Source organism: Rhodospirillales bacterium (assembly GCA_014323865.1).
Lineage (GTDB): Bacteria > Pseudomonadota > Alphaproteobacteria > SP197 > SP197 > SP197.
In genome coordinates this window covers 659,237-680,048 of sequence record JACONG010000016.1, presented here as the reverse complement: position 1 = coordinate 680,048, position 20,812 = coordinate 659,237, and the positions used below count along the sequence as shown (strand labels likewise).

The following is a 20,812-nucleotide window of genomic DNA, read 5'->3' as shown; positions in this document are numbered from 1 at the left end:
TGATCGACCCTCACCTCTGCCCTCTCCCGATCCCGGGAGAGAGAATCCTCGAACGCCCCTATCGCCTTGCACGTCCTGACCGTCATTGCACCGGCCTTTGCGGTGATCCTGACCGGGTTCTTCGCCGTGCGGACGGGCGTGGTGTCGCGGGCGATGGCCGAACACCTGATCCGCTTCGCCTACTTCATCTGCGTGCCCTCGCTGATGTTTTCCATTGTGGCGCGCCATCCGATCGAAGGACTGCTGGGCGGCGACTTCTGGCTCGCCTTCGGGGTGGGTTCGGTGATCGCGCTCCTCGCCCTGCGCTGGATGCCGTGCCACCTGCTGGGCTGCGACGGGCGCAGCCGCGCCGTCTCGGCCATGGCGGCCGTGGTCGCGAACACGGGCTTCGTCTCGCTGCCGATCCTCTATGCCGTGTTCGGTTCCGAAGGCGTGCCGCCGGCCGCCATCGCCAACATCGTGATCGCCGGCCTGATGGTACCGCTCTGTATCGTCCTGCTGGAGGGCACGGCAGGCGAGGGTACCGCAGCCCCGTCGATTCCGAAGCAGGCGCTCCAGCTGCTGCGCAGTCCGATGATCTGGCCGGCGCTGCTCGGATTCGGGTTTGCCCTGCTGCGTCTGCCGGTGCCCGATGTCGCGGAGGGTTATCTTGATCTCCTGGGCCAGGGGCTGACGCCCTGCGCGCTCTTTGCGATCGGTGCCGCGATCCGGCTGGAGGACGTGCGCGCCGAGGCCTCCCGCATTCTCGCGGTCTCGACCCTGAAGCTGGTGATCGTGCCGGCGTTCGTGCTCGCCTCCGGCCTGCTGCTGGGGCTCGACCCCTTCCTGCTCGCCGCCGCCGTCGTCTGCGCGGCAAGCCCGACGGCCAACACCGCTTACGTGCTTGCCGTGCAGTACCGAAGCCAAGAGCAATCGGTCGCCGCCGCCGTCTCGGCCACCGCGCTTGCCTGCGTCGTCACCCTTCCGCTCTGGATAATGCTGCTGGCCGCGATCTGGCCTAGCCTGTTCGCCAACATCTGACGAGGAGACACGCCGTCCCCACGCTCGAAGGGTTCTGCTATTGCCAGGCCGCGCCCGCCTCACCGTCGAGCGCGACGGCCGTCACCCCTACATGAAGTGTTACTGCTTGATCTGCCGCAAGACCGCCGGCAGCTCAGAGTGTTTCGGCGAGTGTTTCGCACAGCATGTGGAAGGCGTCTTCCTTGTTCTCCTACCACCAGCCGTTCCATGCGGCGGTCTGGACCACGATCAGGTCGGCAGCGCTGATCATGCTCTCGGCCTGCGACAAGGTCCAACGCACGGGACAGTACAACGGCGACGTCAGAACCAAGTGTACCGATGAAGCAGTTTGACGAACGTGTCACCCATTTCGTCGATCCGGTGCTCGACGATCTCGTCGTCACCTTCAACCGCAGCGTTCTCGAAGAGCTCATCCAGGATTGGGGTGGCACCCTCCATCGACGTGACGACTCGCTCTTCCTTCATCGTACGCCCGAGGATTACCGGCGGGGCATCGATGTCTTTTCCAGCGTCAATCTTATAACGATGGCGGGCCGCAGGCTCGCCATCCACCACGCCGGCCACGGGCGCTGGTCCGATCTCGATCCGCCTTGGCTCTTCTGCTCCGAGAGATGAAACTCTTCAGCCTCGTGCCCCGCGCGAGCCCAGGCAACAAGCTTGAGGTCGGACGCTTCATTCCCGAAGCGATGCCCGACCCTGACGGTCTGATGGCGCTCCTGTTTGGAGAACAGCCGTGATGGACGCGCCAACCCTGTTTTCGATCATGCAGGGCGGCATCGTTCTGGGCGCGCTTTATGCGTTGATGGCGACGGGGTTGTCGCTGGTTTGGACGACTCTGGGCATCTTCAACTTCGCGCATGGAACGTTCATTGCGCTTGGGGCATACATCGCCTGGCAGTTTTCAGGTGCGGAGGCCTGGGGGCTGCCACTGTTTCCGGCCATCGTGTTGACCTCTGCCGTGATGTTTGCGGTGGGGGTCTTGATGCACTTCCTGCTGGTCAAACCCTTCGAGCGACGCGCGGATGTGGTTCTGATCTCGGTCATCACCACGCTGGCGGCCTCCGCCATTCTGGAAAACGGCTTGCTCCTGATCTGGGGGCCAAGGTCAAAACAAATCCCGCCCCTGGGCGAGGGCGAGATCGCCCTGGGTCAAATCAGCCTTGCCACCAGCGAGGGCATTCTTCTGGTGCTGGTTCTGGCGATCCTGTTGGGCATCGGGCTCTTCCTGCGCTATGCGCGCCCGGGGCGGATCATGCGCGCCGTGGCGCAAAACCGCGAAGCAGCCGAACTCCTAGGGCTGAACGTGCCGCTCTATTTCGCCATTGCATTTGGTCTGTCGCAATCTGACGTTCCTTTACAGGCTCAGCGCTCCACGCACATGGCGACACCCATTCCACCGCCGATGCAGAGCGTGGCAATGCCGCGCTTGGCTTCGCGCTTCTGCATCTCGAACAACAGGGTGTTGAGCACACGCGCACCCGAGGCGCCGATCGGGTGACCGATGGCGATGGCGCCGCCGTTCACGTTGACCTTCTCCGGGTCGAGGCCGAGGTCCTTGTTGACCGCGCAGGCCTGCGCGGCGAAGGCCTCGTTGGCTTCGATCAGGTCGAGATCGCCGACTGTCCAGCCGGCCTTCTCGAGCGCCTTGCGGGACGCGGGGATCGGGCCCGTGCCCATGATCGAGGGATCGACGCCGGCATGCGCCCAAGAGACGATCCGGGCCATCGGCGTGATGCCGCGCTTGGCGGCTTCCTCAGCGGTCATCAGCACGGTCGCCGCGGCGCCGTCGTTGATGCCCGAGGCGTTGCCGGCGGTCACCGTGCCGTTCTCGCGGTCGAAGGCCGGGCGCAGCTTGGCGAGGCTTTCGAGATCCGCACCATAGCGGATGTATTCGTCGTCCTCGACGACGGTGTTGCCCTTGCGGCCCTTGATTGTGACCGGAACGATCTCGTCCTTGAACTTGCCGGCCTTCTGGGCGGCCTCGGCGCGGTTCTGACTGGTGACCGCGAAGATATCCTGCTCGTCGCGGGTGATCTGCCACTGCTTGGCGACGTTTTCGGCGGTGTTGCCCATGTGGTAACCGTTGAAGGCGTCCCACAGGCCGTCGACGATCATGGTGTCGATCATCGGGGCCGGGCCCATCTTGGTGCCGTTGCGCATATGCACACAGTGCGGCGCCTGGCTCATGCTCTCTTGGCCGCCGGCGATGACGATGTTTGCATCGCCCTGCATGATCTGCTGGTAACCCACGGCGACGGCGCGAAGACCCGAACCGCAGAGCTGGTTGAGCGACCAGGCCGGGCTCTCGACAGGGATACCAGCGCCGATCGAGGCTTGGCGGGCCGGGTTCTGGCCTTCCCCCGCCTGCAGGATCTGGCCCATGACGACCTCGTCGACCTCGCTCGGATCGACCCCGGCGCGCTCCATGGCGCCCGTGATGGCGACTTCGCCCAGCTTGTGGGCCGCAAGGCTCGAAAGACCACCGTTGAAGGATCCCACGGGGGTACGCGCCGCACTGGCGATCACAATCTCGGTCATGGTGATGTCTCCGAATCAGGGATGAATGGATCGACTTATAGGGCAAACCGATTCATTTCGCAGGTGCAAAATTCATTGTGCGAGTGCGAAGGACGGTGGTGTGTTGGACTCGTAGAACCGCCATGGCCGGTCGTCCATCCCGCCTTTGTGGGTGAAGGTCATGCCGATCTTTTTCAGCACGCGCTGTCTGGATATGTTGTCTGGGTGGGAGAAGGCGACGAGGCGGGCGATCGGGAAATGGGCGAAGGTCCAGGCGGCGATGGCGGATGCAATTTCGGTGGCGAAGCCCCGACCCTGAAACTCCGGGTGGATCGTGAAGCCGAGCTCGACAGCGTCCAGTTCCTCCTCATCGAACACACCGGCGCGGCCGGCGAGCCGGCCGTCCTTGGTGAGGATCTTCCACTTGCCGTAGCCCCGGGTTTCGTGTTGCGCGATCCAGAGCTCCAGACGGTCGGTTGCAAGGGTCCGTTCAGACATCGTTGAGCCAGGCGCCCAAAGGCTCCCACAGCGCACCTTCGGCGTGGCGCCCGACCATCATGCCGATATGTCCGGCACGCGGTTCGATCACTTCGACATGGGGGATGGCTTTGGCCAAGGCTGAGGCAGAGGCCGGCGGCACGATCCGGTCCCGGGTCGGCAGGGCGATGAACGCTGGGCACGCCAGCCGGGCGGGATCGACGGTTTCACCCCCGACGCGCCAGCGGCCCTCGGCGGGGTCGTTATCGCGATACCAGCCTACCAGGCAGTCGCGCGCGGTCGGTGCGGCAAGCGCAACGCCGTCGTTGAGCCAGTCCTCCAAGGCGACGAACGCTTCGGCTTCTGCGCTCTCCGGGTCCATCAATGCGAAACGGCGGAACTTGGCTTCGATCAGCATGGGCTGGAGCGAGGCAAACAGCGTCTGGATGATGTCGACCGGCAGTGGCGGCGTGCCGGGCGCATGGGGGAGCGCGGCGACCGTTGCGAGGATGCCAGTCTGTCCCGCGCGATCGGCATGGAAGTCCCATGGTGTCGCGAGCAACGCCAGGCTTGCCACCATCTCGGGCGCGGCAAGCGCGCCGGCGAGCGCGAGCAGCCCGCCCATGCAGTAGCCCAGCACGGGTACGGGCGCTTCCGCCACCGCGGCCGCAGCCGCAAGTGCCGGTGCGAGGCGGGCTGATATGTAGGCCTCGAGATCGAAGGGATGTTCATCCGCACCGGGATCGCCCCAATCCAGCAGGAGGGGGCGCAGATCGTTGTCCCTGAGCCAGGCACAGAAACTGGCGCCCGGCCTGAGGTCGAGGATATAGGCGCGGTTGATGAGCGAGGGCACAAGCAGCACGGGGCGTCCAGTGCCGCCATAATCAAGCAGGTGGCTCGACCCGCTGGCCCAGATCGTCGACGTCTCGGAGGGCCGACGTTGGTAGCCATGCGCGCGATAGGCGCGGATACCGGTGACGAACGCGGAGAGCCGCCCGGTCGCTTCCGCAACAACAGCGCGGCAGAGCGCGTCAGTATCGTCCACAGCATTCGCGATCCGGATCAGGTCCACGGCGGCCGCCGGGCTCTTTGGGTCAGGGTTTCCTGAACTTGGCCTCCAGGACATCAAGCCGCTGCTCGCAGCGGGCAAGGCGAGCGGCGAACTCATCAAGGCGGTGGCCGAACTCGTCAGATGAAACGCCAGCGGGCGCGGACCCTGTCTCACCGGCCATGCCTCTGCCCAGCCCCTTCAGCCAAACCTCGGCCCACTGCGCTAGGGCCGGATCGGACGCCTGCTGCGCCAGATGTTCCCGCCACAGATCGACGAAGTCGCTGGCCAGCTTCCTGAGATCGTCCTGATCGCTCATGGGCGTGAGGGTAGCAGGCTTTTGTGGGCAGGCGACCAGTTTCCCTGCGACCCGACGTTTCGCCGCAGTGCAACAAAGTCTGTTCGCAATGCAGCATTGGCGTCATAATGAGTTCCGGGACATTTGCGGGTGACCGTAACCATGGCGCACAACGACGACAAACATACCGACGACACCGTCGTCATCAAGAAGTATGCGAACCGTCGCCTCTACAACACGGCGACGAGTAGCTACGTCACACTCGATCATCTCGCGCAGATGGTTAAGGACGGCGTCGAATTCGCCGTGTTCGACGCCAAGTCGGGCGAGGACATCACACGTTCGGTGCTGACCCAGATCATCGTCGAGGAAGAGGCGAAGGGCGCGAACCTGCTGCCCATCAGCTTCCTGCGTCAGCTCATCGGGTTCTACGGCGACAGCTTGCAGACCTTCGTGCCGCGCTACCTCGAGATGAGCATGGAGAACCTGGCGAAGAACCAGGAGCAGGTGCGCGACATGATGTCCCAGACCTTTGGCCAGATATTTCCGTTTTCCAACAGGGATGCCGGTGACGCGGTCGAGGACATGGTCAAGAACAACATGGCGATGTTCCAGCGCACCATGGGTATGTTCTATCCTGGCGTGACGACCAACGGGTCGGGCAATGGCAGCGCTCCGGATGCGAACTCGCCAAGCGGTGCGAGCCGGGACGATCTCGACGCCCTGAAGAATCAGATCGACAGCCTGCAGAAACAGCTTGACGATCTCGCCAAGCGCGGCTGACCGACCTGCCCGTGCCGCCCGCACCGCCCGCACGTTAGGCCCCGGTGTCCTTCTTCCTCTCCAATCTGCTCGCCAAGCCGCTGATCATCACGCTGGCCGGATGGCTATCGCGTCGCTGGGGTACGGCGGCCGGTGGCTGATGGCCGGACTGCCCGTCATGACCTGCCCGATTTTAGTCTTTCTCTACCTTAAGTACGGCGCTGGGGCCGCTCTGCGCCATGCCTGCGATCGCGGCGACGGAAGCAGGCTACGCCTTCGCCGTTCGTCGGTGATGGAGATGGATGGCAAACCAGGTGCTCGCGCAGGCCTGGTGCTGGCCGCCGCCAGCCACCGGGAACACGGCGGTCCCGGCGGCATGGCCGGCAGTTTCTCCATCGCTTCGATCTGCGCGACAGAACGCGACCCCACTCGGCGTTCGGACTCCGGCTGTGGAAGAAGCCCCGCTCCCACAACGACAGTCCGAGCTCGTCGAGCATCTTGCCCCGCCTGTTGTTGACCCGGCCCGGCCGGCGGATGCCGTCGAGCACCTGCTCGACCTCGCCGGCCTCCTCAAGGCGCACGCCCGCCGCGCAGAGAATCACGACAAACGGCAGGCTCCAGCTCTCGTACTGCGCGACGAGGAAGAGGTAGACCATGATGATCGCAAGCGCGAAAACGACGGTGGCCGCGCCGGCTGACTTCAGCTCCTCGAGGATTTGGCCCGACCACTCATAGGCGAATCCCTCCGGCAGGAGGTCTTGGGAGATCCGCTCCATTGCCTCGATGGCCTGGCCCGAACTCTTGCCGGGCGCCGGGCTACCGTTCACCGTAGCCGAACAGAAGGTTGTTGTAACGGTTGAGCGTCTCGGGACCGAGGATCGTCTCGACCGCCACGAGCGAACTCAGCAGCACCATCTCGCCGCCGCGCGTGCGCACGTTGAGTGCGCGGATGTCATCCGGCGTGGTGTGGAAGCCCTCTTCGGCCTGCACGATGACCTGGAAGATGCGGCCTAGATAGTTGAAGTTGTTGACGTAGCATGAGCCCAGGTTAGCCTGCAGTGTCGTGAAGATGTCGACCAGCGGGATGCACAGCGCCTCGATCTTGTCACGGTCGATGTTCATAAAGAGCTGCGGCACGTTCGACCGGTACGTGTTGAAGACGGCCTGCAGGTCAGGATCTTGGTTGGCGTTGATCGCCAGCGCACCGAGTGCCTGTAACAACTGCTGCGGTGTTCTGCCACGGACATCCTGCAGCTTGAAGTCGAAACCGCCCGTGGCGCCTAGGCCCGGAATGGGCGGGGGCGAAAAGGCAAAGGCGTTGGCGGCGGCGAGTGCCGAGAGTTGGCCCTGAATCTGCGCCATGATGGTATCCTGCGCGAGCGACGGATCGTCCCTCTTGTCCCACAGATCGAGCACGACGACCGCATGGCCGGCGTTCGACGCGCTCGAACCGCCGAGCAGGCCGCAGCCCGGCACGGTGATGATGCTCTCGAACCCTGGCACACCGCTGATGAACTCCTCACTCTGGTTCACCATCTCCTCGGTCCGTGAGAACGATGCAGCATCGGGCAATTGGATATCGATGAAGAATGCGCCGCGATCTTCCTCCGGAAGGAAGCCAGTCGGCGGGTTGGTGAACAGCAGGAAGGAGCTGGCATGGACGCCGCCGAGGATGACCCGGCTGACCGCAGCCATGCGGGCCATCTTGCGGACCGTCGCGACATAGCCGATTCGTGTGGTGTCGAAGGCCTTATTGAACCAGCCGAGCGGTCCGCGTGTGGCGAGATTCTCCGAACGCATCAGCGGCGAACAGAGTGCAGGACTAAACGTCAGGGCGTTGAAGGACAAGATCACCACTGCGACCGAGATCGTGACGATCACCGCGACCGAGATCTGGGTTATCGCCTTCTTGGTCGCTTTACGGGAGTCCAAGACCTCTTCGGCCACCAAACGTTGAACATTCTCGACTACGACGATTGCGAGAATCAGCACGAAGAACGAGATGATGTTGGCTGAATAGCCCATCATCAGCAACACGCCGAAGGTGCCGATCAGCGAGAACGGGATGGCAGGCGCCGGGATGATCGTCGCGCGCCAGTCCTGCAGGAAGATGTAGGTCACGCAGACGACCAGCAGGAAAGGCTGTTACGAGTGTAATGATCACTTCGTCGATCCTGGTCCGCACAAAGAGCGTGGTGTCGTAGACCACCTCGTAGGCGACATCGTCGGGGAACCGCACCGACAACCGGTCGCGCTCCGCACGTACGGCTTCAGCGAACGCAAGAGCGTTGGTGCCGGGCGCCCGATAGATGGCCCGCGCGAGGCAGCCAGCGCGCCGCTGAGTTGACCCTAGGAGCTGTAAGTGTCGGCGCCGAGTTCGATACGCGCGATATCGCGCAGCTTGAGATCGGCGCCCGTGCGATCGGAACAGATGACGATCTCGCCGAACTCATCGGGCGAGGTCAGGCTACCTTGCGCAACGATGGAGTACTGGAACTGCAGCTCCTGCTCGATCAGCGGCGCACCGATCTGACCAGCCGTCGTTTGGATGTTCTGCGGCTGGATCGCGATGCCCTGGCGACGGACCTCCTCGGATAGCTTGTTTGTGGCGATCACCACCCGGTTCTGGACGTTGATCGCCGTGATGTCGGCATCGGTGCCGATCCCGAACGAGATCAACAGGCTGTAGCTGCCGAACCCGGAACTCGTCGAGCTCATTTAGGTCATATCGTTGACGCCGTTGGTCTCGGTCTCAATCGGGACGGCAACGGTCGATTCCACGACATCCACGTTGGCGCCGGGATAGAAGGCTCTGGCGCTGACCTGAGGCGGAGAGATCTCCGGGAACTCGGAGACCGGCAGCACACTGAGCGCGATCGTGATCAGGATCAATATGACAAACGCGAACTCCGGTCGATCGATGAAGAAGTGCGAGAACATCGGCTACTGGGCAGCCGCTTCGGCCTGCACCGGGTTGACCGGCCCGCACTTTCAGGACGCCCTGCGTGATCACGGTGTCGCCGGGGTTGAGCCCGGTTTCGACGATGTCGTCCGTGCCGTTCTCGCCGTCGACGACCAGCATGAAGGCACCATCCTTGTCCTGCTGCACGGGGACCTGAGACACGGTCACCGCCATCGTCGGCTTCGAGTCCTCAATCACGACAGTGATAAACTGACCCGGCAACAGGATTTCGTTCGGATTGGGAAACACAGCGCAGATGCCGGTCGTGCCGGTCTGCGTGTCGACGGTAGCGCTGACGAAGTCGATCTCGCTGTAGTAGCCTCCCTTTCAGCAGCAGAATGCGCGGCACGACGAAGGTCTCCAGACCCGCTGCCGCATCGAAGGTGCATCGAGCCCATTTCGCCCCGGCGCTGCTTGACCTCCGGCATGGTCGTCTCGCTGACGGCGAAGGTGATGTAGATCGGGTCACGATTGATAATCTGGGCGAGTGAACCGCTCGACGTGTCGACCAGGGCACCGACGCTGTAGGTACTCTCCGAGATGCGGCTGGAGATGGGCGGGAGCACGAAGGTGTAGCTCAACTGAACCTAGGCCTGGTTGAACTGAGCCTCCGTCGCGAGCAGTTCGGCGGCGGCATGGCGCGCTGCGGATTGATCCTCGTCGAGCCGTGCCTTGGTCACATCGCCCTGGTCGTAGAGAGTCTGGGTCCACTCGAACTGGTTGGAGGTCGATTCGACGGCCGCCGACGCCTTGGCGACATTGGCTTCTGCGAGCTGAACGTCGGCCTCGAAGGATGCGGGGTCGATCAGGAAGAGCAAATCGCCTTCCTGTACGTTCTGGGCGTCGCCGAAAAGCTCAATGCCGGCCTTCGTGTTCTCCATGAAGGCGTCGCAGATCTTCATTCTGGGTGAAGTCCGCGCCATGGGTACGGCGGCGTTCGTCAGGCCCTTGGCGGTGGTCACGATGTCGGCCTCGACGTTGAAGTGTTCGACCACGAAGCTCGTGCCCAGGCGGCCGAAGCCGGTGATGACCTCATCGAAGATCAGCAGGATGTCGTGCTTGTCGCAGATCTCACGCAGGCGCTGCAGATAGCCCTTGGGCGGGATCAGGACGCCCGTCGAGCCGGCGACGGGTTCGACGAGCACCGCGGCGATGGTCGAGGCGTCGTGCAACTGCACCAGACGCTCCAGATCGTCGGCCAGGTGCGCACGCCACTCGGACTGACCCTTCGAGAAGGCGTTGTGCTTGATGTCGAGGGTGTGGCGGATGTGGTCGACGCCCGAGATCGGGCCGCCATAGAACTGCCTGTTCTTGACGATGCCGCCGCCGGAGGTGCCGCCGAAGTTGGTGCCGTGATAGCCGCGCTCGCGGCCGATGAGGTGCATCTTCGAGCCGTTGCCGCGCACGTAGTGATAGCCAAGCGCGATCTTCAGCGCCGTATCGGCGGACTCGGAGCCGGAGCTGGTGAGAAAGACGTGATCAAGGTTGCCGGGCATCAGCTCGACCAAGCGATTGGGAGCTAGAAGGCGGCGGGGTGTCTCATGTTGAAGGTGGGCGCGAAGTCCATGCGGTCAGCCTGGACCTTGATCGCTTCGGCAATCTTCTCCCGCCTGTGGCCGACATTGCAGCGCCACAGCCCCCGTGCCATCCAGGATCTGGCGCCCGTCCGGGGGTTGGTAGTGCATGTCCTTGGCGCTGGCGAGCTGCCGCGGGGTCTGCTTGAAACCCTTGTTGGTCGTGAAGGGCAGCCAGCGATTCGAAATCGTTAGGCCGATCCGGGTAGTTGAAACTGGTGTCGTCCATCTCGAGAATACTTGGTTTGACGTCGCTGGGGCGGGGCGCGAACTTAGCCCGGTGTCGACCGAGGGCTTCCACGCTTCGCGGCGCTGGTTGGTCCCTGGCGGGATGCTTCGCGGTGTCGTGTTTGCCCCGGGGATTGCATCGGAACACCGGTCTCGCTAGAGCGTGGCCCACTTGGGCCGGGCCCGGTCTCTGTGGTGCGATCGGATCATTCGGCTTCCGAGAGGAACAGCTCATGCGTTTGGCCCTGGCCTTGTGTCTCGTTGTCTCGTTTGCCGGTTCGGCGATCGCACAGGAGAGGCAGCCCACGCTTCAGGCGACGCACGGATCCTGGGAGTTCTACTGCAACCTCAACGCCGTCGGCCAGCAGGACTGTTTCCTGTTCCAGGCGGCCTCGAATCCTGGCGAAACCGAGCGGGTTATGACGGCGTTTGTCGCCAAGCCGGCCGGCGAGGAGCCTCTTCTGCGGCTGACCGTACCCTTGGGCGTCTTTCTGCCCGCGGGCCTGAACATGCAGGTCGACGGGTTCGATCTGGGAACCGTCAGTTACGTGGCGTGCTTCTCCAATGGCTGCATGACGCAGATCAACCTCGATCATGACCTTGCCGATCGCATGAAAGCAGGCATCCAGGCCACGGTCACTATCGGGGATCCCTTTGGGCAGATTGCACAGATCCCGCTCTCTCTCAGCGGCTTCACGGCCGGCTGGAACAGCTTCTAGGCAAACCTCCGCCTTGCATCGCGACGGTGGGGCCGCCACCCTTGCCCGGCGCGATCCGGGTGGAGGCGTCACCATGGGGTTGTGATTGTTCTGGGCAGTGACGGTGTTGGCCGCCGTTTCGACCACGTTTGCCCGGGTTGATTACGACATCGGCATGAAGGCGTTGGAAGATGGCAACCACACGATTGCTGTCAACATGCTGGAGTCGGCAAGGATCAACGGCGATATGCGGGCGGCAATGGTCTTGGCGCGCCTCTACGAAGAGGGCGAAGACGTCAACAGGGACCCGACCAAGGCGTGCGATCGTTACATCAAGGCCGGCGAAGCGGGCAACGTCGACGCGCAGTACGCCATCGTGAACTGCTACGATAGCGGCCACGCGATCAGCACGGGCACCGACCAACTGAAATGGCTCGAAGGGGACGCTGGCAACGGCCATGTTGCGACCTATTGCGAGGCCGAACTGTTCTATGCCTACGGCAACGTAGTCGAACAGGACCGGCGCAAGGCGCTGGAACTCTGCCTGCAGGATGCGCTGGCCGGTGACGTGCCTGCCATGGACCGAGGCGCGGGATGGTTCTGGCGCGGTGACGGCACGAAGTGCAACATCGAACAGGCGGTGAGACTTGGTGCGTCCGCGCGGTCGACGGCGACAGCGTCGAGGCCGCCAAGGATCTGGGGCTGCACTACAAGCTCGGGCGCGACGACTTCCCGACTGATACCGGCAAGGCCAACACCCTGCTGAGAATCGCGTTCAATGACGGCGACCTGCGGTCGGCGTTTATCATCGCCGACATGCTGGCACCGCTCGCTGAGGGTGAGGACGGTGCGCTCAACCGGTGGCTTACCCTAGTCGCCATGAACTGGGCGGGCATCTCGGCGCGGATCGACGAAGCGCCGGACATCCGCGAACAGGCCCAGCAGGTCTACAACGGACTGGCCGTGTCACAACCCCGGCCATGGCTAGGGCGGTGGGGTCCGTCATTTCGCACCTGCACAACAGACCATAGGACGGACGATGGCGGCACGGATGACCCTTCCGGCCCGTGAGGGTCTTGCGGTTCCCCTCAAGAGGGGACGCAGGCTTCGGGTGGTCAACATGCACGATACCCAGGTGGTCGACACTTGGGCCTTCCCTGACAACGAAACGGGCGAGATGCTCTCAATGGAGCACTGCCGTGAGGTGTTGCAACGCGTCGTGTTCGAGCCCGGCGACGAGCTGATCACCAACCGTTACCGGCCCATTCTGAAGATCGCGGCCGACATCTCACCCGGGGAGCACGACACCCTGATTGCAGCCTGCAGCAGGGCGATGTAAGCTCGCAACGAGGGCGGCGAAGGCCACGTCAACTGCGCGGACAACCTGGTCACCGCGCTTGCGCAGCACGGTCATTCGTTCCCGATCACATCCGCACCCTGGAACCTCTTCATGCTGGCGCCGATGGTTGACGGCTGCACGATCGACTACGTCCGGCCAACCTCGAAACCGGGTGCCTATGTCGAAGTCGAGGCCTTGATGGGCTGCCTAATGGCCTTCTCCGCCCGTCCCGACGACGTCTATCCGATCAATAGTGGGGACGGCACGCCGGGTGACGTCGCGATCATGCTGGATTGACGGGCCACAGGCCGCCGTCGATACTCATCTCGCAAGTGCGAAATGAAAGGTTCTGGACGATGACGGCGTTGCCCCCTGACTGGTGCGAGCGCGCGGAAAAGGAACTGAGGGGCGGGTCGGCCGACGATCTGGTCTGGCAGACACCCGAAGGCATCGCCGTGAAGCCGCTTTACACGGCGGCTGACCTCGAAGCATTGCAGGACATCGACACCCTGCCGGGCTTTTCGCCCTATCCGCGCGGCGTGCGCGCGACGATGTACACCAACCGGTCCTGGACGATCCGCCAGTACGCCGGATTCTCGACCGCCGAGGAATCAAACGCGTTCTACCGTCAGGCTCTTGCCGGCGGCCAGAAGGGCCTGTCGGTCGCATTTGATCTCGCCACCCACCGCGGCTACGACAGCGATCATCCGCGCGTCGTGGGCGACGTCGGCAAGGCCGGCGTGGCGATCGACAGCGTCGAGGACATGAAGATCCTGTTCGACGGCATCCCGCTCGACCAGATGTCGGTCTCGATGACCATGAACGGTGCGGTGCTGCCGGTGCTCGCCATGTTCGTGGTGGCCGGCGAGGAGCAGGGGACCGGCCAGGAACAGCTCTCGGGGACCATACAGAACGACATCCTCAAGGAGTTCATGGTCCGCAACACCTACATCTATCCGCCCGAGCCGAGCATGCGGATCGTCGCCGATATCATCGCGCACACGGCCGGCAATATGCCGCGCTTCAACTCGATCTCGATCAGTGGCTATCACATGCAGGAAGCCGGAGCGACGGCGGTGCAGGAGCTCGCCTTTACGCTGGCCGATGGTGTCGATTACGTGCGTGCGGCGCTCTCGCGCGGCCTCGACATCGACGCTTTCGCGCCGCGTCTGAGCTTCTTCTTCGCCATCGGCATGAACTTCTTCATGGAGGTCGCCAAGCTGCGCGCCGCGCGCCTGTTGTGGGCACGCCTGATGGAACCCTTCGGTCCGCAGAAGCCGCAGTCCTCCATGCTGCGCACCCATTGCCAAACCTCCGGCGTGTCGCTGACCGAGCAGGACCCCTACAACAATATCGTGCGCACCGCTTACGAGGCCATGGCAGCCGTCCTCGGTGGGACCCAGAGCCTGCACACGAACAGTTTCGACGAGGCGCTGGCGCTGCCCAGCGATTTCGCGGCGCGGATCGCGCGCAACACCCAGTTGATCTTGAGCGAGGAGACCGGCGTCACCCATGTCGTCGATCCGCTCGGCGGCAGCTATTACGTCGAGGCGCTGACAGCCTCGCTCGTCAACAAGGCCCAGGGCCTGATCGACGAGGTCGAAGCCATGGGCGGTATGACCAAGGCGATTGAGGCCGGCATGCCCAAGCTCAGGATCGAGGAGAGTGCGGCGCGGCAGCAGGCCCGTGTCGACCGCGGCGAGGAGACCATTGTCGGCGTCAACAAGTACCAAGCCGACGAGCCGCACGAGGTCGACGTGCGCGACATCGATAACACTGCCGTGCGCGAGGCCCAGGTCGCCCGCCTGCAGCAGGTCCGCGCCAGCCGAGATGAGGCCGCTTGCCAGGTCGCGCTGAAGGCCGTGGAGGAGGGCGCCCGTGGCGACGACAACCTGCTCGCGCTGTCCATCGAAGCAGCACGGGCCCGTGCCACTGTGGGCGAGATTTCGGACGCCATGGAAGTCGTGTTCACCCGCCATCGTGCCGTGACCCGGTCGATCTCCGGCGTCTACGGTGCGGCCTGGGAGGGTGACGGGGAATTCCAGACAATCCGTGGTCGGGTCGAGGCCTTCGCCAACGAGAACGGTCGCCGCCCGCGTATGCTGGTGGTCAAGCTCGGCCAGGATGGCCATGACCGGGGTGCTAAGGTGATCGCAACGGCGTTTGCCGACATAGGTTTCGATGTTGACGTCGGGCCGCTCTTCCAGACGCCCGAGGAGGCCGCCCACCAGGCGATCGAGAACGACGTCCACATCATCGGCGTGTCGACCCAGGCGGCCGGTCACAAGACGCTGGTACCGCAGCTCATCGCCGCGCTCTCGGATCAGGGTGCCTCCGACATCCGGGTCATCGTGGGTGGTGTCGTGCCGCCGCAGGACTACGCGATGCTCGAGGAAGCTGGCGTCGCCGCGGTCTACGGTCCCGGCACCAACATCCCGAAAGCCGCCGCCGAGATCCTCGACATCGTCGGCGATGAGCGCCAGGCGGCCTGACCGCCGACGCCATGTCCGTCATTGAGGCCATTCGGAACGGCGACCGTCGGGCGCTGGCGCGCGCCATCACGCTGGTGGAATCGTCACGCGCCGACGACGAGGAGCAGGCGGCGACGATGCTGGAGGCGCTCGATCCCTCGACAACGGAAAGCTGGCGCGTAGGCATCTCGGGCGCACCGGGTGTGGGAAAATCGACCTTTGTCGAGGTCTTCGGCTTGCACGCCTTGGAGCAGGGCCGGCGGGTTGCCGTGCTGGCGGTCGACCCGTCCTCGACGCTTGGCGGCGGTTCGATCCTGGGCGACAAGACACGCATGGAGAGGCTGGCGCGGGATGCACGCGCCTTCATCCGGCCATCGCCGTCGGGCGGCGAACTCGGTGGCGTGGCGCGGCGCACGCGCGACGTGATCAGACTGGTCGAGGCCGCGGGCTACGATCTCGTCATCGTGGAGACGGTCGGTGTCGGGCAATCCGAAACGGCCGTGGCGGCGATGACCGACGTCTTTCTGCTGCTCTTGGCGCCCGGCGCGGGCGACAGTCTGCAGGGCGTGAAGCGTGGCGTGATGGAGCTGGCCGACCTTATCCTGGTCAACAAGGCCGATGGTTCTCTGGTCGATGCAGCGCGTCATGTCGTCTCCGACCATCGTGCCGCCATGGCTCTAATGCGGCCCCATGAGACCTTCTGGACGCCCAGGGTCAAGTCCTGCTCTGCCCTGACCGGCGCGGGCATGGACGCTGTCTGGACGTCCGTGTCGGACTACTTCGTGGCCGCCAGCGAACATCTGGCCGGCAAACGTGGCACTCAGGCGCAGGCGGCGTTGAGGGACGAGGTGGTGCGGCTCGCGACGGCACGGCTCAATACCGATCCCCGCAAACGGGAGCTTCTGGACAATCTGGAGGGCGAGGTCGCCGCGGGTCGGCTGTCGTTGCGCCGCGCCGCCCAGGCCCTGCTGGGCGAGGAGGCTTGGCCCTGAGCGCTGAAGACCGCCTGCGTGCTGTCTGCCTCGCTCTGCCCGAGGCTGAGGAGCGGGAAACCTGGGAACGCGCCACATTTCGCGTGCGCGACAAGATCTTCGTTATCATGGCCGATCGGGAGGGCCGCCCGGCGATCTCGTTCAAGGCGCCCAAGGGTAGCCAGACCATTCTGGTCGGTGCTGATTCCGAAAGGTTCTTCGTGCCCCCCTACGTCGGCCCGAAGGGATGGGTTGGCATGTATCTGGACGAGAACCCCGGCTGGGACGAGGTGACACTGCTCGTGGAACGGAGCTACCGGATGACGGCACCGAAGACACTCGCTGAACAGGTGCCCGAGAGCGCCGCTCGAGGTTGACCGGCCCAGACTCCTTGCGTATAGAGCGTGTCCGAAATTCGGACGGTGCGCTGGGCTGGCAGCGCTGCCATTTATCTTTAAGGAGCAATGTCATGTCGCGCACCTGTGATCTCACGGGCAAGTCGGTCATGGTCGGCAACAACCGCAGCCACGCGGAAAACAAGTCCAAGCGGACCTTCCGCCCGAATCTGGTCAATGTCAGCATCTTTTCCGAGGCTCTCGGCCAGCAGGTTCGCCTGCGTGTGTCGGCCAATGCTCTGCGCACGGTCGAGAAGCGGGGCGGTATCGATTCCTTCCTTCTGGGGGAGCGGGACGCAAAACTCCCCGATTCGGCCCTGCGCCTGAAGCGTCGCGTCGAAAAGGCGATGGTCAAGAAGCCCGCCGCCTGAACCAAGCCTGAGACAATCCGCACGGGAGCACGCGGGCTATGACAGCCGGTCGTCTGACGCTTGCCTGGCCCATCGCCGCGATGGTCCTGGTCGTCGTCGCCTCGAACATTCTGGTCAAGTACCCGATCAACGACTGGCTCACCTGGAGCGCGTTCACCTTTCCGTTCGCGTTCCTGGTGACCGACCTTTCGAACCGTGCCTTCGGACCGGTCAAGGCTGCCAAGGTCGTGGTCGTCGGCTTTGTCGTCGGCGTCCTGATGTCGGCTTTCCTGGCCGACTGGATACCCTTCCAGGGTGCACCCAACGTGCTGTCGGAAATCGCCGTCAACACGGCCATCGCCTCAGGGACGGCCTTCCTGTGCGGCCAGCTGCTTGACATCGTGATCTTCCAGCGCCTTCGCAAGGGCACTTGGTGGCGCGCGCCGCTGGTCTCTTCGGTGGTCGCCTCGGCGGTCGACACGCTGATCTTCTTCTATCTCTTCTTCGTCGTGTTCTTCCCGATCTTCGTTCCCGAGAACTCAAGCTGGATTCAGCTTGCCACGGGTGACTACGCGATCAAGGCTGCGATGGCCTTGGGCCTTCTCATTCCGTATCGCGCCCTGATGGATGTCTTCGCGCCGCAGCTCCTGAGCGGACCGAAGAGCGCCTGACAGCGGGCGGCTTCGTCAGCCGCTACGCCGAACCGTGACGCACCCTTCAGATGGAACGAGCGTGCACCGATCGGCCTTCCTGATGGTCGCGCAGGGATCCTGCGCGAGTTCGTGAACAATCGACAGCCTGGCGAAGATGGCACCCTGCACGAAGACCGGGCTGGCCCTGCGGAAGATGATGGCGCAGGGCGCGATACCACGTTCCGCAAGGCTGGCCAGGGACCATGATGCGGCCACCCCGCCCTTCGGATTCGCGAACACCAGGATGCGCCCCGCCATCGCTTCGCCGTAGAGGTCGTGCTGGCGGTTCGAGATCAGACACGTTTCCGGGTCTAGGTCATAGCGGACGCCGGAGTTCTGTTGCGACACTAGGGTATCGCCCACCACGTTGTGACCACAGACCGAGCGGCCCTGAAGCACGATCTCCTGCGGTTCTCTGTTCATGATGTCACGCGCTCCGTGGTCGCCATCACCAGGCAAGCGTCGAGACGACGGGGGCCGCAGTCAAAGCCCGAGGGCCGCAACGTGTTGACCAGTTTGACCGATGTCGGCGATGCAGTGTCGAGCGTCGACCTCGCGGACGAGCGGGATCAAGTTACTGTCGATCCCCTTCCTGCTATGGGAAGGCCGCACGGAAATCGACTCGATCCAGATCATCGGGCGGTCGATCAGATAGACACCCGTGGGATCAAGGCTCGACATCTCGCAGTGTACGGCGCTGACGGCCTCGTCATCCAGCCATGCGATGACGATCTCCTTGTGCAGCTGCCTGACGGCATCGGCGAAGTGCGCGCGAAAGGTGTTGTTCAGAACGGTAGGCTAAAGGAGGTCCGGACGCTCCGCGACGTGAAGATCCTGGACCTCTCGGACGAGCGTGAAATAGGCATCCAGATCGCCGGCTGCGGCGGTGCCCGTGGCCGCCAGAAGCCTGATTGCGGTTCTGGCCGATCCGGCAGCGGCACTCGCTGCAGCATCCTCTCTCGAAACGGTGACGATTACCACCGGATCGGGGCTGGAGGTTTCGGCCGCCTAGGGGGCACCACAAATGGCGCCGGCACCCAGCGTGCCGCTGATCCACGAATGGTGGGGATCTCAACAATAGCATCAAGGCGGTGGCGGCGGGGTTCGTCAACCAAGGCTACGGCACCTTGGCAGTCGATCTCTACGCAGGCAAAGTGACCGACAATCCGGATGATGCCAAGAGCTACATGAATCAGGTGGTCGAGAGCGAAGCGACCGAAACCCTGGAGGCCTGGATCGACTGGCTGCGCGGTCGTGACAATGCCACTGGTGCCATCGGTACGGTCGGCTGGTATTTCGGCGGCGGCTGGTCGCTCAACGCCTTGATGGCGCGCCCCGTAGAGGCGACGATCGTCTACTACGGCAATGTCGATCGCACGGCCGAGCAGCTTTCAGCGCTGCAGGACCCGGTGCTCGATCACTTCCCGACGCACGGCCAGTGGATCAACGCGCCGATGGTCGACAAGTTCACGGCTGCGATGGATGAGGCCGGCGTCTACTGGTACGAAGCCGACCATGCCTTCGCCAGCCCCTCGAGCAGCCGCTGCGACAAGGCCGATGCGGCGCTGTCGTGGGAGCGGACCGTGGCGTTCTTCGACGAGAACCTGGGCTAGCCGACCTCGCGCGCGACGTCGTTGGCTACGTCCTGACCGGACTTGAGCGCACCGGCGACCGTCGCCCATTGGGTCCGGTGGCAGGCTTCGCCGGCGAAAAAGATGCGATCGTCGACCGAGTTGCGCAGCACCCGGCGCATTGAATAGGCGCCGGGGGTTGCTGAGGCGTAGGAACCCATCGTCCATGGGTTCTTGCCCCACGATGTGGCGTCGCCCTTCACGAAACTGCTGTCGATGCTGCTGCCGAGCAGGCCGCGCAGGGTGGAGAGTGCGTAATCGACACGTTCGGCGATGGGACATCCCTGGAGTTCCTGCGCCCACGAACCGCCCACGTCGCAATAGGCCAGGCCGTGGCCGCCGGCGTTGGTCAGCGTGCCGAAGCCCTTGCCGTCATCGCCGACCTGAAATAGCACGTAGCCGTCTTCGCCCAACTCGAACACATCGCTGCTGAACTGCAGGGTGATGTGATCGTAGTAGCCCATGGAAATGTCGTGGAAGGACTGCATCTTCTCGGCCGGGAGCGCGGGCGCGAAGGCGATGCCGTCATTGGCCAGAACGCCGGTCGACACCGTGACGATCACGGCCTTGGCTTCGATCATTCCCTGGTCGGTCTCGACCTTCACGCCCGGGCCGCTCCAGTCGATCGTCATCGCCTTGGTGTTGAGCGAGACCGGAATCGCAGCGCCGTAGTGCGCCACCAGCGTGCCGAAGCCCTCCTTGCAGAAGTAGTCGGAGCCGTCGAGGCCTTTCCACCAGTCGATCACCGAGAAGTCGGCAAGATCCTTGGCCATGCTCCAGGGACCAATCCCCATGGCAGCCGTCGCGGTCCACTCATCGCGCACGCTTTCGGCAGCCTTGGCGGCAGAGACATCAAGCCCGCGATCGGCCTTGTCGCCGATGGCGCTGTAAATCAAATCCCAAGTCCGCCACATGGCCGACTGTTCGGAGTCCGAGACCGCGCGACCGTCGGCGAAGACCCGGTAGTTGTCGGGCGCGCGGTAGATCGTGAAGCCGTTGTCCTTGCCATACTGGTTGAAAGGGTTGCGGCTGTCGTGGTGGAGCCAGTGCGCGCCGACATCATAGGGCACGCCGAAGGTCGAGGTTTCGGTGACCGCGCGACCGCCGATATGGTCGGAGCCTTCGATCAGCGCGACCGAGATGCCGCGATCGATCAGAGTCTTGGTCGCGCCAAGGCCTGCGGCACCGGCGCCGATGACCACGACATCGGGATTGGTCGGCACTTGGACGTGAAGCGCCGTCGGAAGAGCCAGGGTGGCGCCGAGACCGGTGAGAAAGCTGCGCCGGCTGATCGGAGAAAACTGATGACGGTCCATGGGGGGCGCTCTGTCTTCTACGTTGTAGAAAAATTTCTACAGTGTAGAATGCGGTGCGTCAAG

General features: G+C 63.8%; 24 protein-coding genes and 2 pseudogenes. 14 read left to right on the top strand and 12 right to left on the bottom strand.

Annotated features, from left to right (window positions below):
• The first annotated feature begins 66 nt into the window (after positions 1–66).
• Complete coding sequence (locus GDA49_12310; GenBank protein ID MBC6441162.1) at positions 67–1,020, top strand: AEC family transporter; 954 nt, start codon at positions 67–69, stop codon at positions 1,018–1,020.
• A gap of 318 nt (positions 1,021–1,338) precedes the next feature.
• Positions 1,339–1,635, top strand: coding sequence for a hypothetical protein (locus tag GDA49_12305; protein ID MBC6441161.1), 297 nt, complete (start codon positions 1,339–1,341; stop codon positions 1,633–1,635).
• A 747-nt stretch (positions 1,636–2,382) separates the two neighbouring features.
• Here GDA49_12305 and GDA49_12300 read toward each other — a convergent pair.
• The 4 genes from GDA49_12300 to GDA49_12285 form a co-directional block, all read right to left on the bottom strand.
• Positions 2,383–3,558, bottom strand: a complete 1,176-nt coding sequence (locus tag GDA49_12300; GenBank protein ID MBC6441160.1) for an acetyl-CoA C-acetyltransferase — start codon at positions 3,556–3,558, stop codon at positions 2,383–2,385.
• A gap of 72 nt (positions 3,559–3,630) precedes the next feature.
• A complete protein-coding gene (locus GDA49_12295) occupies positions 3,631–4,035 on the bottom strand; it encodes a GNAT family N-acetyltransferase (GenBank protein MBC6441159.1) in 405 nt (134 codons plus the stop codon).
• Positions 4,028–5,182, bottom strand: coding sequence for an alpha/beta hydrolase (locus GDA49_12290; protein ID MBC6441158.1), 1,155 nt, complete (start codon positions 5,180–5,182; stop codon positions 4,028–4,030). Before GDA49_12290 ends, GDA49_12295 begins: the two co-directional genes overlap by 8 nt.
• The gene (locus GDA49_12285) at positions 5,109–5,381 is read right to left on the bottom strand and encodes a hypothetical protein (GenBank protein ID MBC6441157.1); all 273 of its coding nucleotides are present in this window, start codon (positions 5,379–5,381) and stop codon (positions 5,109–5,111) included. The genes GDA49_12290 and GDA49_12285 overlap by 74 nt, the downstream gene beginning before the upstream one ends.
• 141 nt (positions 5,382–5,522) lie before the next feature.
• Here GDA49_12285 and phaR point away from each other — a divergent pair, with 141 nt between their 5' ends.
• Entirely contained in the window at positions 5,523–6,143 is a 621-nt protein-coding gene (gene phaR, locus GDA49_12280; protein MBC6441156.1) for a polyhydroxyalkanoate synthesis repressor PhaR, read from the top strand.
• A gap of 188 nt (positions 6,144–6,331) precedes the next feature.
• Here the strand turns inward: phaR and GDA49_12275 are convergent, their stop codons facing one another.
• The 6 genes and pseudogenes from GDA49_12275 to GDA49_12250 form a co-directional block, all read right to left on the bottom strand.
• Positions 6,332–6,949: an efflux RND transporter permease subunit gene (locus GDA49_12275; protein ID MBC6441155.1), complete on the bottom strand. Its 618-nt coding sequence runs from the start codon at positions 6,947–6,949 to the stop codon at positions 6,332–6,334.
• A complete protein-coding gene (locus tag GDA49_12270; GenBank protein MBC6441154.1) occupies positions 6,939–8,243 on the bottom strand; it encodes an efflux RND transporter permease subunit in 1,305 nt (434 codons plus the stop codon). The genes GDA49_12275 and GDA49_12270 overlap by 11 nt, the downstream gene beginning before the upstream one ends.
• Positions 8,244–8,262: 19 nt before the next feature.
• Positions 8,263–8,553 (bottom strand): annotated as a pseudogene (locus tag GDA49_12265) (efflux RND transporter permease subunit).
• A complete protein-coding gene (locus GDA49_12260; GenBank protein ID MBC6441153.1) occupies positions 8,472–8,840 on the bottom strand; it encodes an efflux RND transporter permease subunit in 369 nt (122 codons plus the stop codon). Before GDA49_12260 ends, GDA49_12265 begins: the two are co-directional and overlap by 82 nt.
• Entirely contained in the window at positions 8,841–9,062 is a 222-nt protein-coding gene (locus tag GDA49_12255; GenBank protein MBC6441152.1) for an efflux RND transporter permease subunit, read from the bottom strand.
• A gap of 609 nt (positions 9,063–9,671) precedes the next feature.
• A pseudogene (locus GDA49_12250) lies at positions 9,672–10,769 on the bottom strand (aminotransferase class III-fold pyridoxal phosphate-dependent enzyme).
• Positions 10,770–11,119: 350 nt separating this feature from the next.
• On the opposite strand from GDA49_12250, the gene GDA49_12245 reads away from it, so the two are divergent.
• The 9 genes from GDA49_12245 (at position 11,120) to GDA49_12205 (ending at position 17,781) form a co-directional block, all read left to right on the top strand.
• Positions 11,120–11,605 carry an invasion associated locus B family protein gene (locus tag GDA49_12245; protein ID MBC6441151.1) on the top strand — a complete coding sequence of 162 codons (486 nt, stop codon included), beginning with the start codon at positions 11,120–11,122 and terminating at the stop codon, positions 11,603–11,605.
• 154 nt (positions 11,606–11,759) lie between these two features.
• Positions 11,760–12,350, top strand: a complete 591-nt coding sequence (locus GDA49_12240; GenBank protein ID MBC6441150.1) for a sel1 repeat family protein — start codon at positions 11,760–11,762, stop codon at positions 12,348–12,350.
• A 273-nt stretch (positions 12,351–12,623) separates the two neighbouring features.
• Complete coding sequence (locus GDA49_12235; protein ID MBC6441149.1) at positions 12,624–12,923, top strand: urea carboxylase-associated family protein; 300 nt, start codon at positions 12,624–12,626, stop codon at positions 12,921–12,923.
• 45 nt (positions 12,924–12,968) lie between these two features.
• The gene (locus GDA49_12230) at positions 12,969–13,220 is read left to right on the top strand and encodes a DUF1989 domain-containing protein (protein ID MBC6441148.1); all 252 of its coding nucleotides are present in this window, start codon (positions 12,969–12,971) and stop codon (positions 13,218–13,220) included.
• Between the two features lie 59 nt (positions 13,221–13,279).
• Positions 13,280–15,415, top strand: coding sequence for a methylmalonyl-CoA mutase (gene scpA, locus GDA49_12225; protein ID MBC6441147.1), 2,136 nt, complete (start codon positions 13,280–13,282; stop codon positions 15,413–15,415).
• An 11-nt stretch (positions 15,416–15,426) separates the two neighbouring features.
• Complete coding sequence (gene meaB / locus GDA49_12220) at positions 15,427–16,386, top strand: methylmalonyl Co-A mutase-associated GTPase MeaB (GenBank protein ID MBC6441146.1); 960 nt, start codon at positions 15,427–15,429, stop codon at positions 16,384–16,386.
• Positions 16,377–16,742, top strand: coding sequence for an MmcQ/YjbR family DNA-binding protein (locus GDA49_12215; GenBank protein MBC6441145.1), 366 nt, complete (start codon positions 16,377–16,379; stop codon positions 16,740–16,742). The genes meaB and GDA49_12215 overlap by 10 nt, the downstream gene beginning before the upstream one ends.
• Before the next feature lie 92 nt (positions 16,743–16,834).
• Entirely contained in the window at positions 16,835–17,131 is a 297-nt protein-coding gene (gene rpmB / locus GDA49_12210; GenBank protein MBC6441144.1) for a 50S ribosomal protein L28, read from the top strand.
• Between the two features lie 38 nt (positions 17,132–17,169).
• Positions 17,170–17,781, top strand: a complete 612-nt coding sequence (locus tag GDA49_12205; protein ID MBC6441143.1) for a queuosine precursor transporter — start codon at positions 17,170–17,172, stop codon at positions 17,779–17,781.
• 15 nt (positions 17,782–17,796) lie between these two features.
• Here the strand turns inward: GDA49_12205 and GDA49_12200 are convergent, their stop codons facing one another.
• On the bottom strand, positions 17,797–18,225 hold the full coding sequence (locus GDA49_12200; GenBank protein MBC6441142.1) for a DUF126 domain-containing protein: 429 nt from the start codon (positions 18,223–18,225) through the stop codon (positions 17,797–17,799).
• Positions 18,226–18,318: 93 nt separating this feature from the next.
• Here GDA49_12200 and GDA49_12195 point away from each other — a divergent pair, with 93 nt between their 5' ends.
• Complete coding sequence (locus GDA49_12195) at positions 18,319–18,960, top strand: hypothetical protein (GenBank protein ID MBC6441141.1); 642 nt, start codon at positions 18,319–18,321, stop codon at positions 18,958–18,960.
• Positions 18,894–19,415: a dienelactone hydrolase family protein gene (locus GDA49_12190; GenBank protein ID MBC6441140.1), complete on the top strand. Its 522-nt coding sequence runs from the start codon at positions 18,894–18,896 to the stop codon at positions 19,413–19,415. The genes GDA49_12195 and GDA49_12190 overlap by 67 nt, the downstream gene beginning before the upstream one ends.
• Here GDA49_12190 and GDA49_12185 read toward each other — a convergent pair.
• The gene (locus GDA49_12185; GenBank protein ID MBC6441139.1) at positions 19,412–20,749 is read right to left on the bottom strand and encodes an FAD-dependent oxidoreductase; all 1,338 of its coding nucleotides are present in this window, start codon (positions 20,747–20,749) and stop codon (positions 19,412–19,414) included. The genes GDA49_12190 and GDA49_12185 overlap by 4 nt on opposite strands.
• Between the last annotated feature and the right edge of the window lie 63 nt (positions 20,750–20,812).

Excerpts from the sequence above, each read along its gene's own strand:
- GDA49_12200 (MBC6441142.1), bottom strand. The coding sequence starts at position 18,225 with ATGAACAGAGAACCGCAGGAGATCGTGCTTCAGGGCCGCTCGGTCTGT.
- GDA49_12255 (MBC6441152.1), bottom strand. The coding sequence starts at position 9,062 with ATGTTCTCGCACTTCTTCATCGATCGACCGGAGTTCGCGTTTGTCATA.
- GDA49_12285 (MBC6441157.1), bottom strand. The coding sequence starts at position 5,381 with ATGAGCGATCAGGACGATCTCAGGAAGCTGGCCAGCGACTTCGTCGAT.
- GDA49_12185 (MBC6441139.1), bottom strand. The coding sequence starts at position 20,749 with ATGGACCGTCATCAGTTTTCTCCGATCAGCCGGCGCAGCTTTCTCACC.
- GDA49_12305 (MBC6441161.1), top strand. The coding sequence starts at position 1,339 with ATGAAGCAGTTTGACGAACGTGTCACCCATTTCGTCGATCCGGTGCTC.
- GDA49_12240 (MBC6441150.1), top strand. The coding sequence starts at position 11,760 with ATGAAGGCGTTGGAAGATGGCAACCACACGATTGCTGTCAACATGCTG.
- GDA49_12260 (MBC6441153.1), bottom strand. The coding sequence starts at position 8,840 with ATGAGCTCGACGAGTTCCGGGTTCGGCAGCTACAGCCTGTTGATCTCG.
- GDA49_12295 (MBC6441159.1), bottom strand. The coding sequence starts at position 4,035 with ATGTCTGAACGGACCCTTGCAACCGACCGTCTGGAGCTCTGGATCGCG.
- GDA49_12235 (MBC6441149.1), top strand. The coding sequence starts at position 12,624 with ATGGCGGCACGGATGACCCTTCCGGCCCGTGAGGGTCTTGCGGTTCCC.
- scpA (MBC6441147.1), top strand. The coding sequence starts at position 13,280 with ATGACGGCGTTGCCCCCTGACTGGTGCGAGCGCGCGGAAAAGGAACTG.
- meaB (MBC6441146.1), top strand. The coding sequence starts at position 15,427 with ATGTCCGTCATTGAGGCCATTCGGAACGGCGACCGTCGGGCGCTGGCG.
- GDA49_12245 (MBC6441151.1), top strand. The coding sequence starts at position 11,120 with ATGCGTTTGGCCCTGGCCTTGTGTCTCGTTGTCTCGTTTGCCGGTTCG.
- rpmB (MBC6441144.1), top strand. The coding sequence starts at position 16,835 with ATGTCGCGCACCTGTGATCTCACGGGCAAGTCGGTCATGGTCGGCAAC.
- GDA49_12300 (MBC6441160.1), bottom strand. The coding sequence starts at position 3,558 with ATGACCGAGATTGTGATCGCCAGTGCGGCGCGTACCCCCGTGGGATCC.
- phaR (MBC6441156.1), top strand. The coding sequence starts at position 5,523 with ATGGCGCACAACGACGACAAACATACCGACGACACCGTCGTCATCAAG.
- GDA49_12205 (MBC6441143.1), top strand. The coding sequence starts at position 17,170 with ATGACAGCCGGTCGTCTGACGCTTGCCTGGCCCATCGCCGCGATGGTC.
- GDA49_12290 (MBC6441158.1), bottom strand. The coding sequence starts at position 5,182 with ATGAGTTCGCCGCTCGCCTTGCCCGCTGCGAGCAGCGGCTTGATGTCC.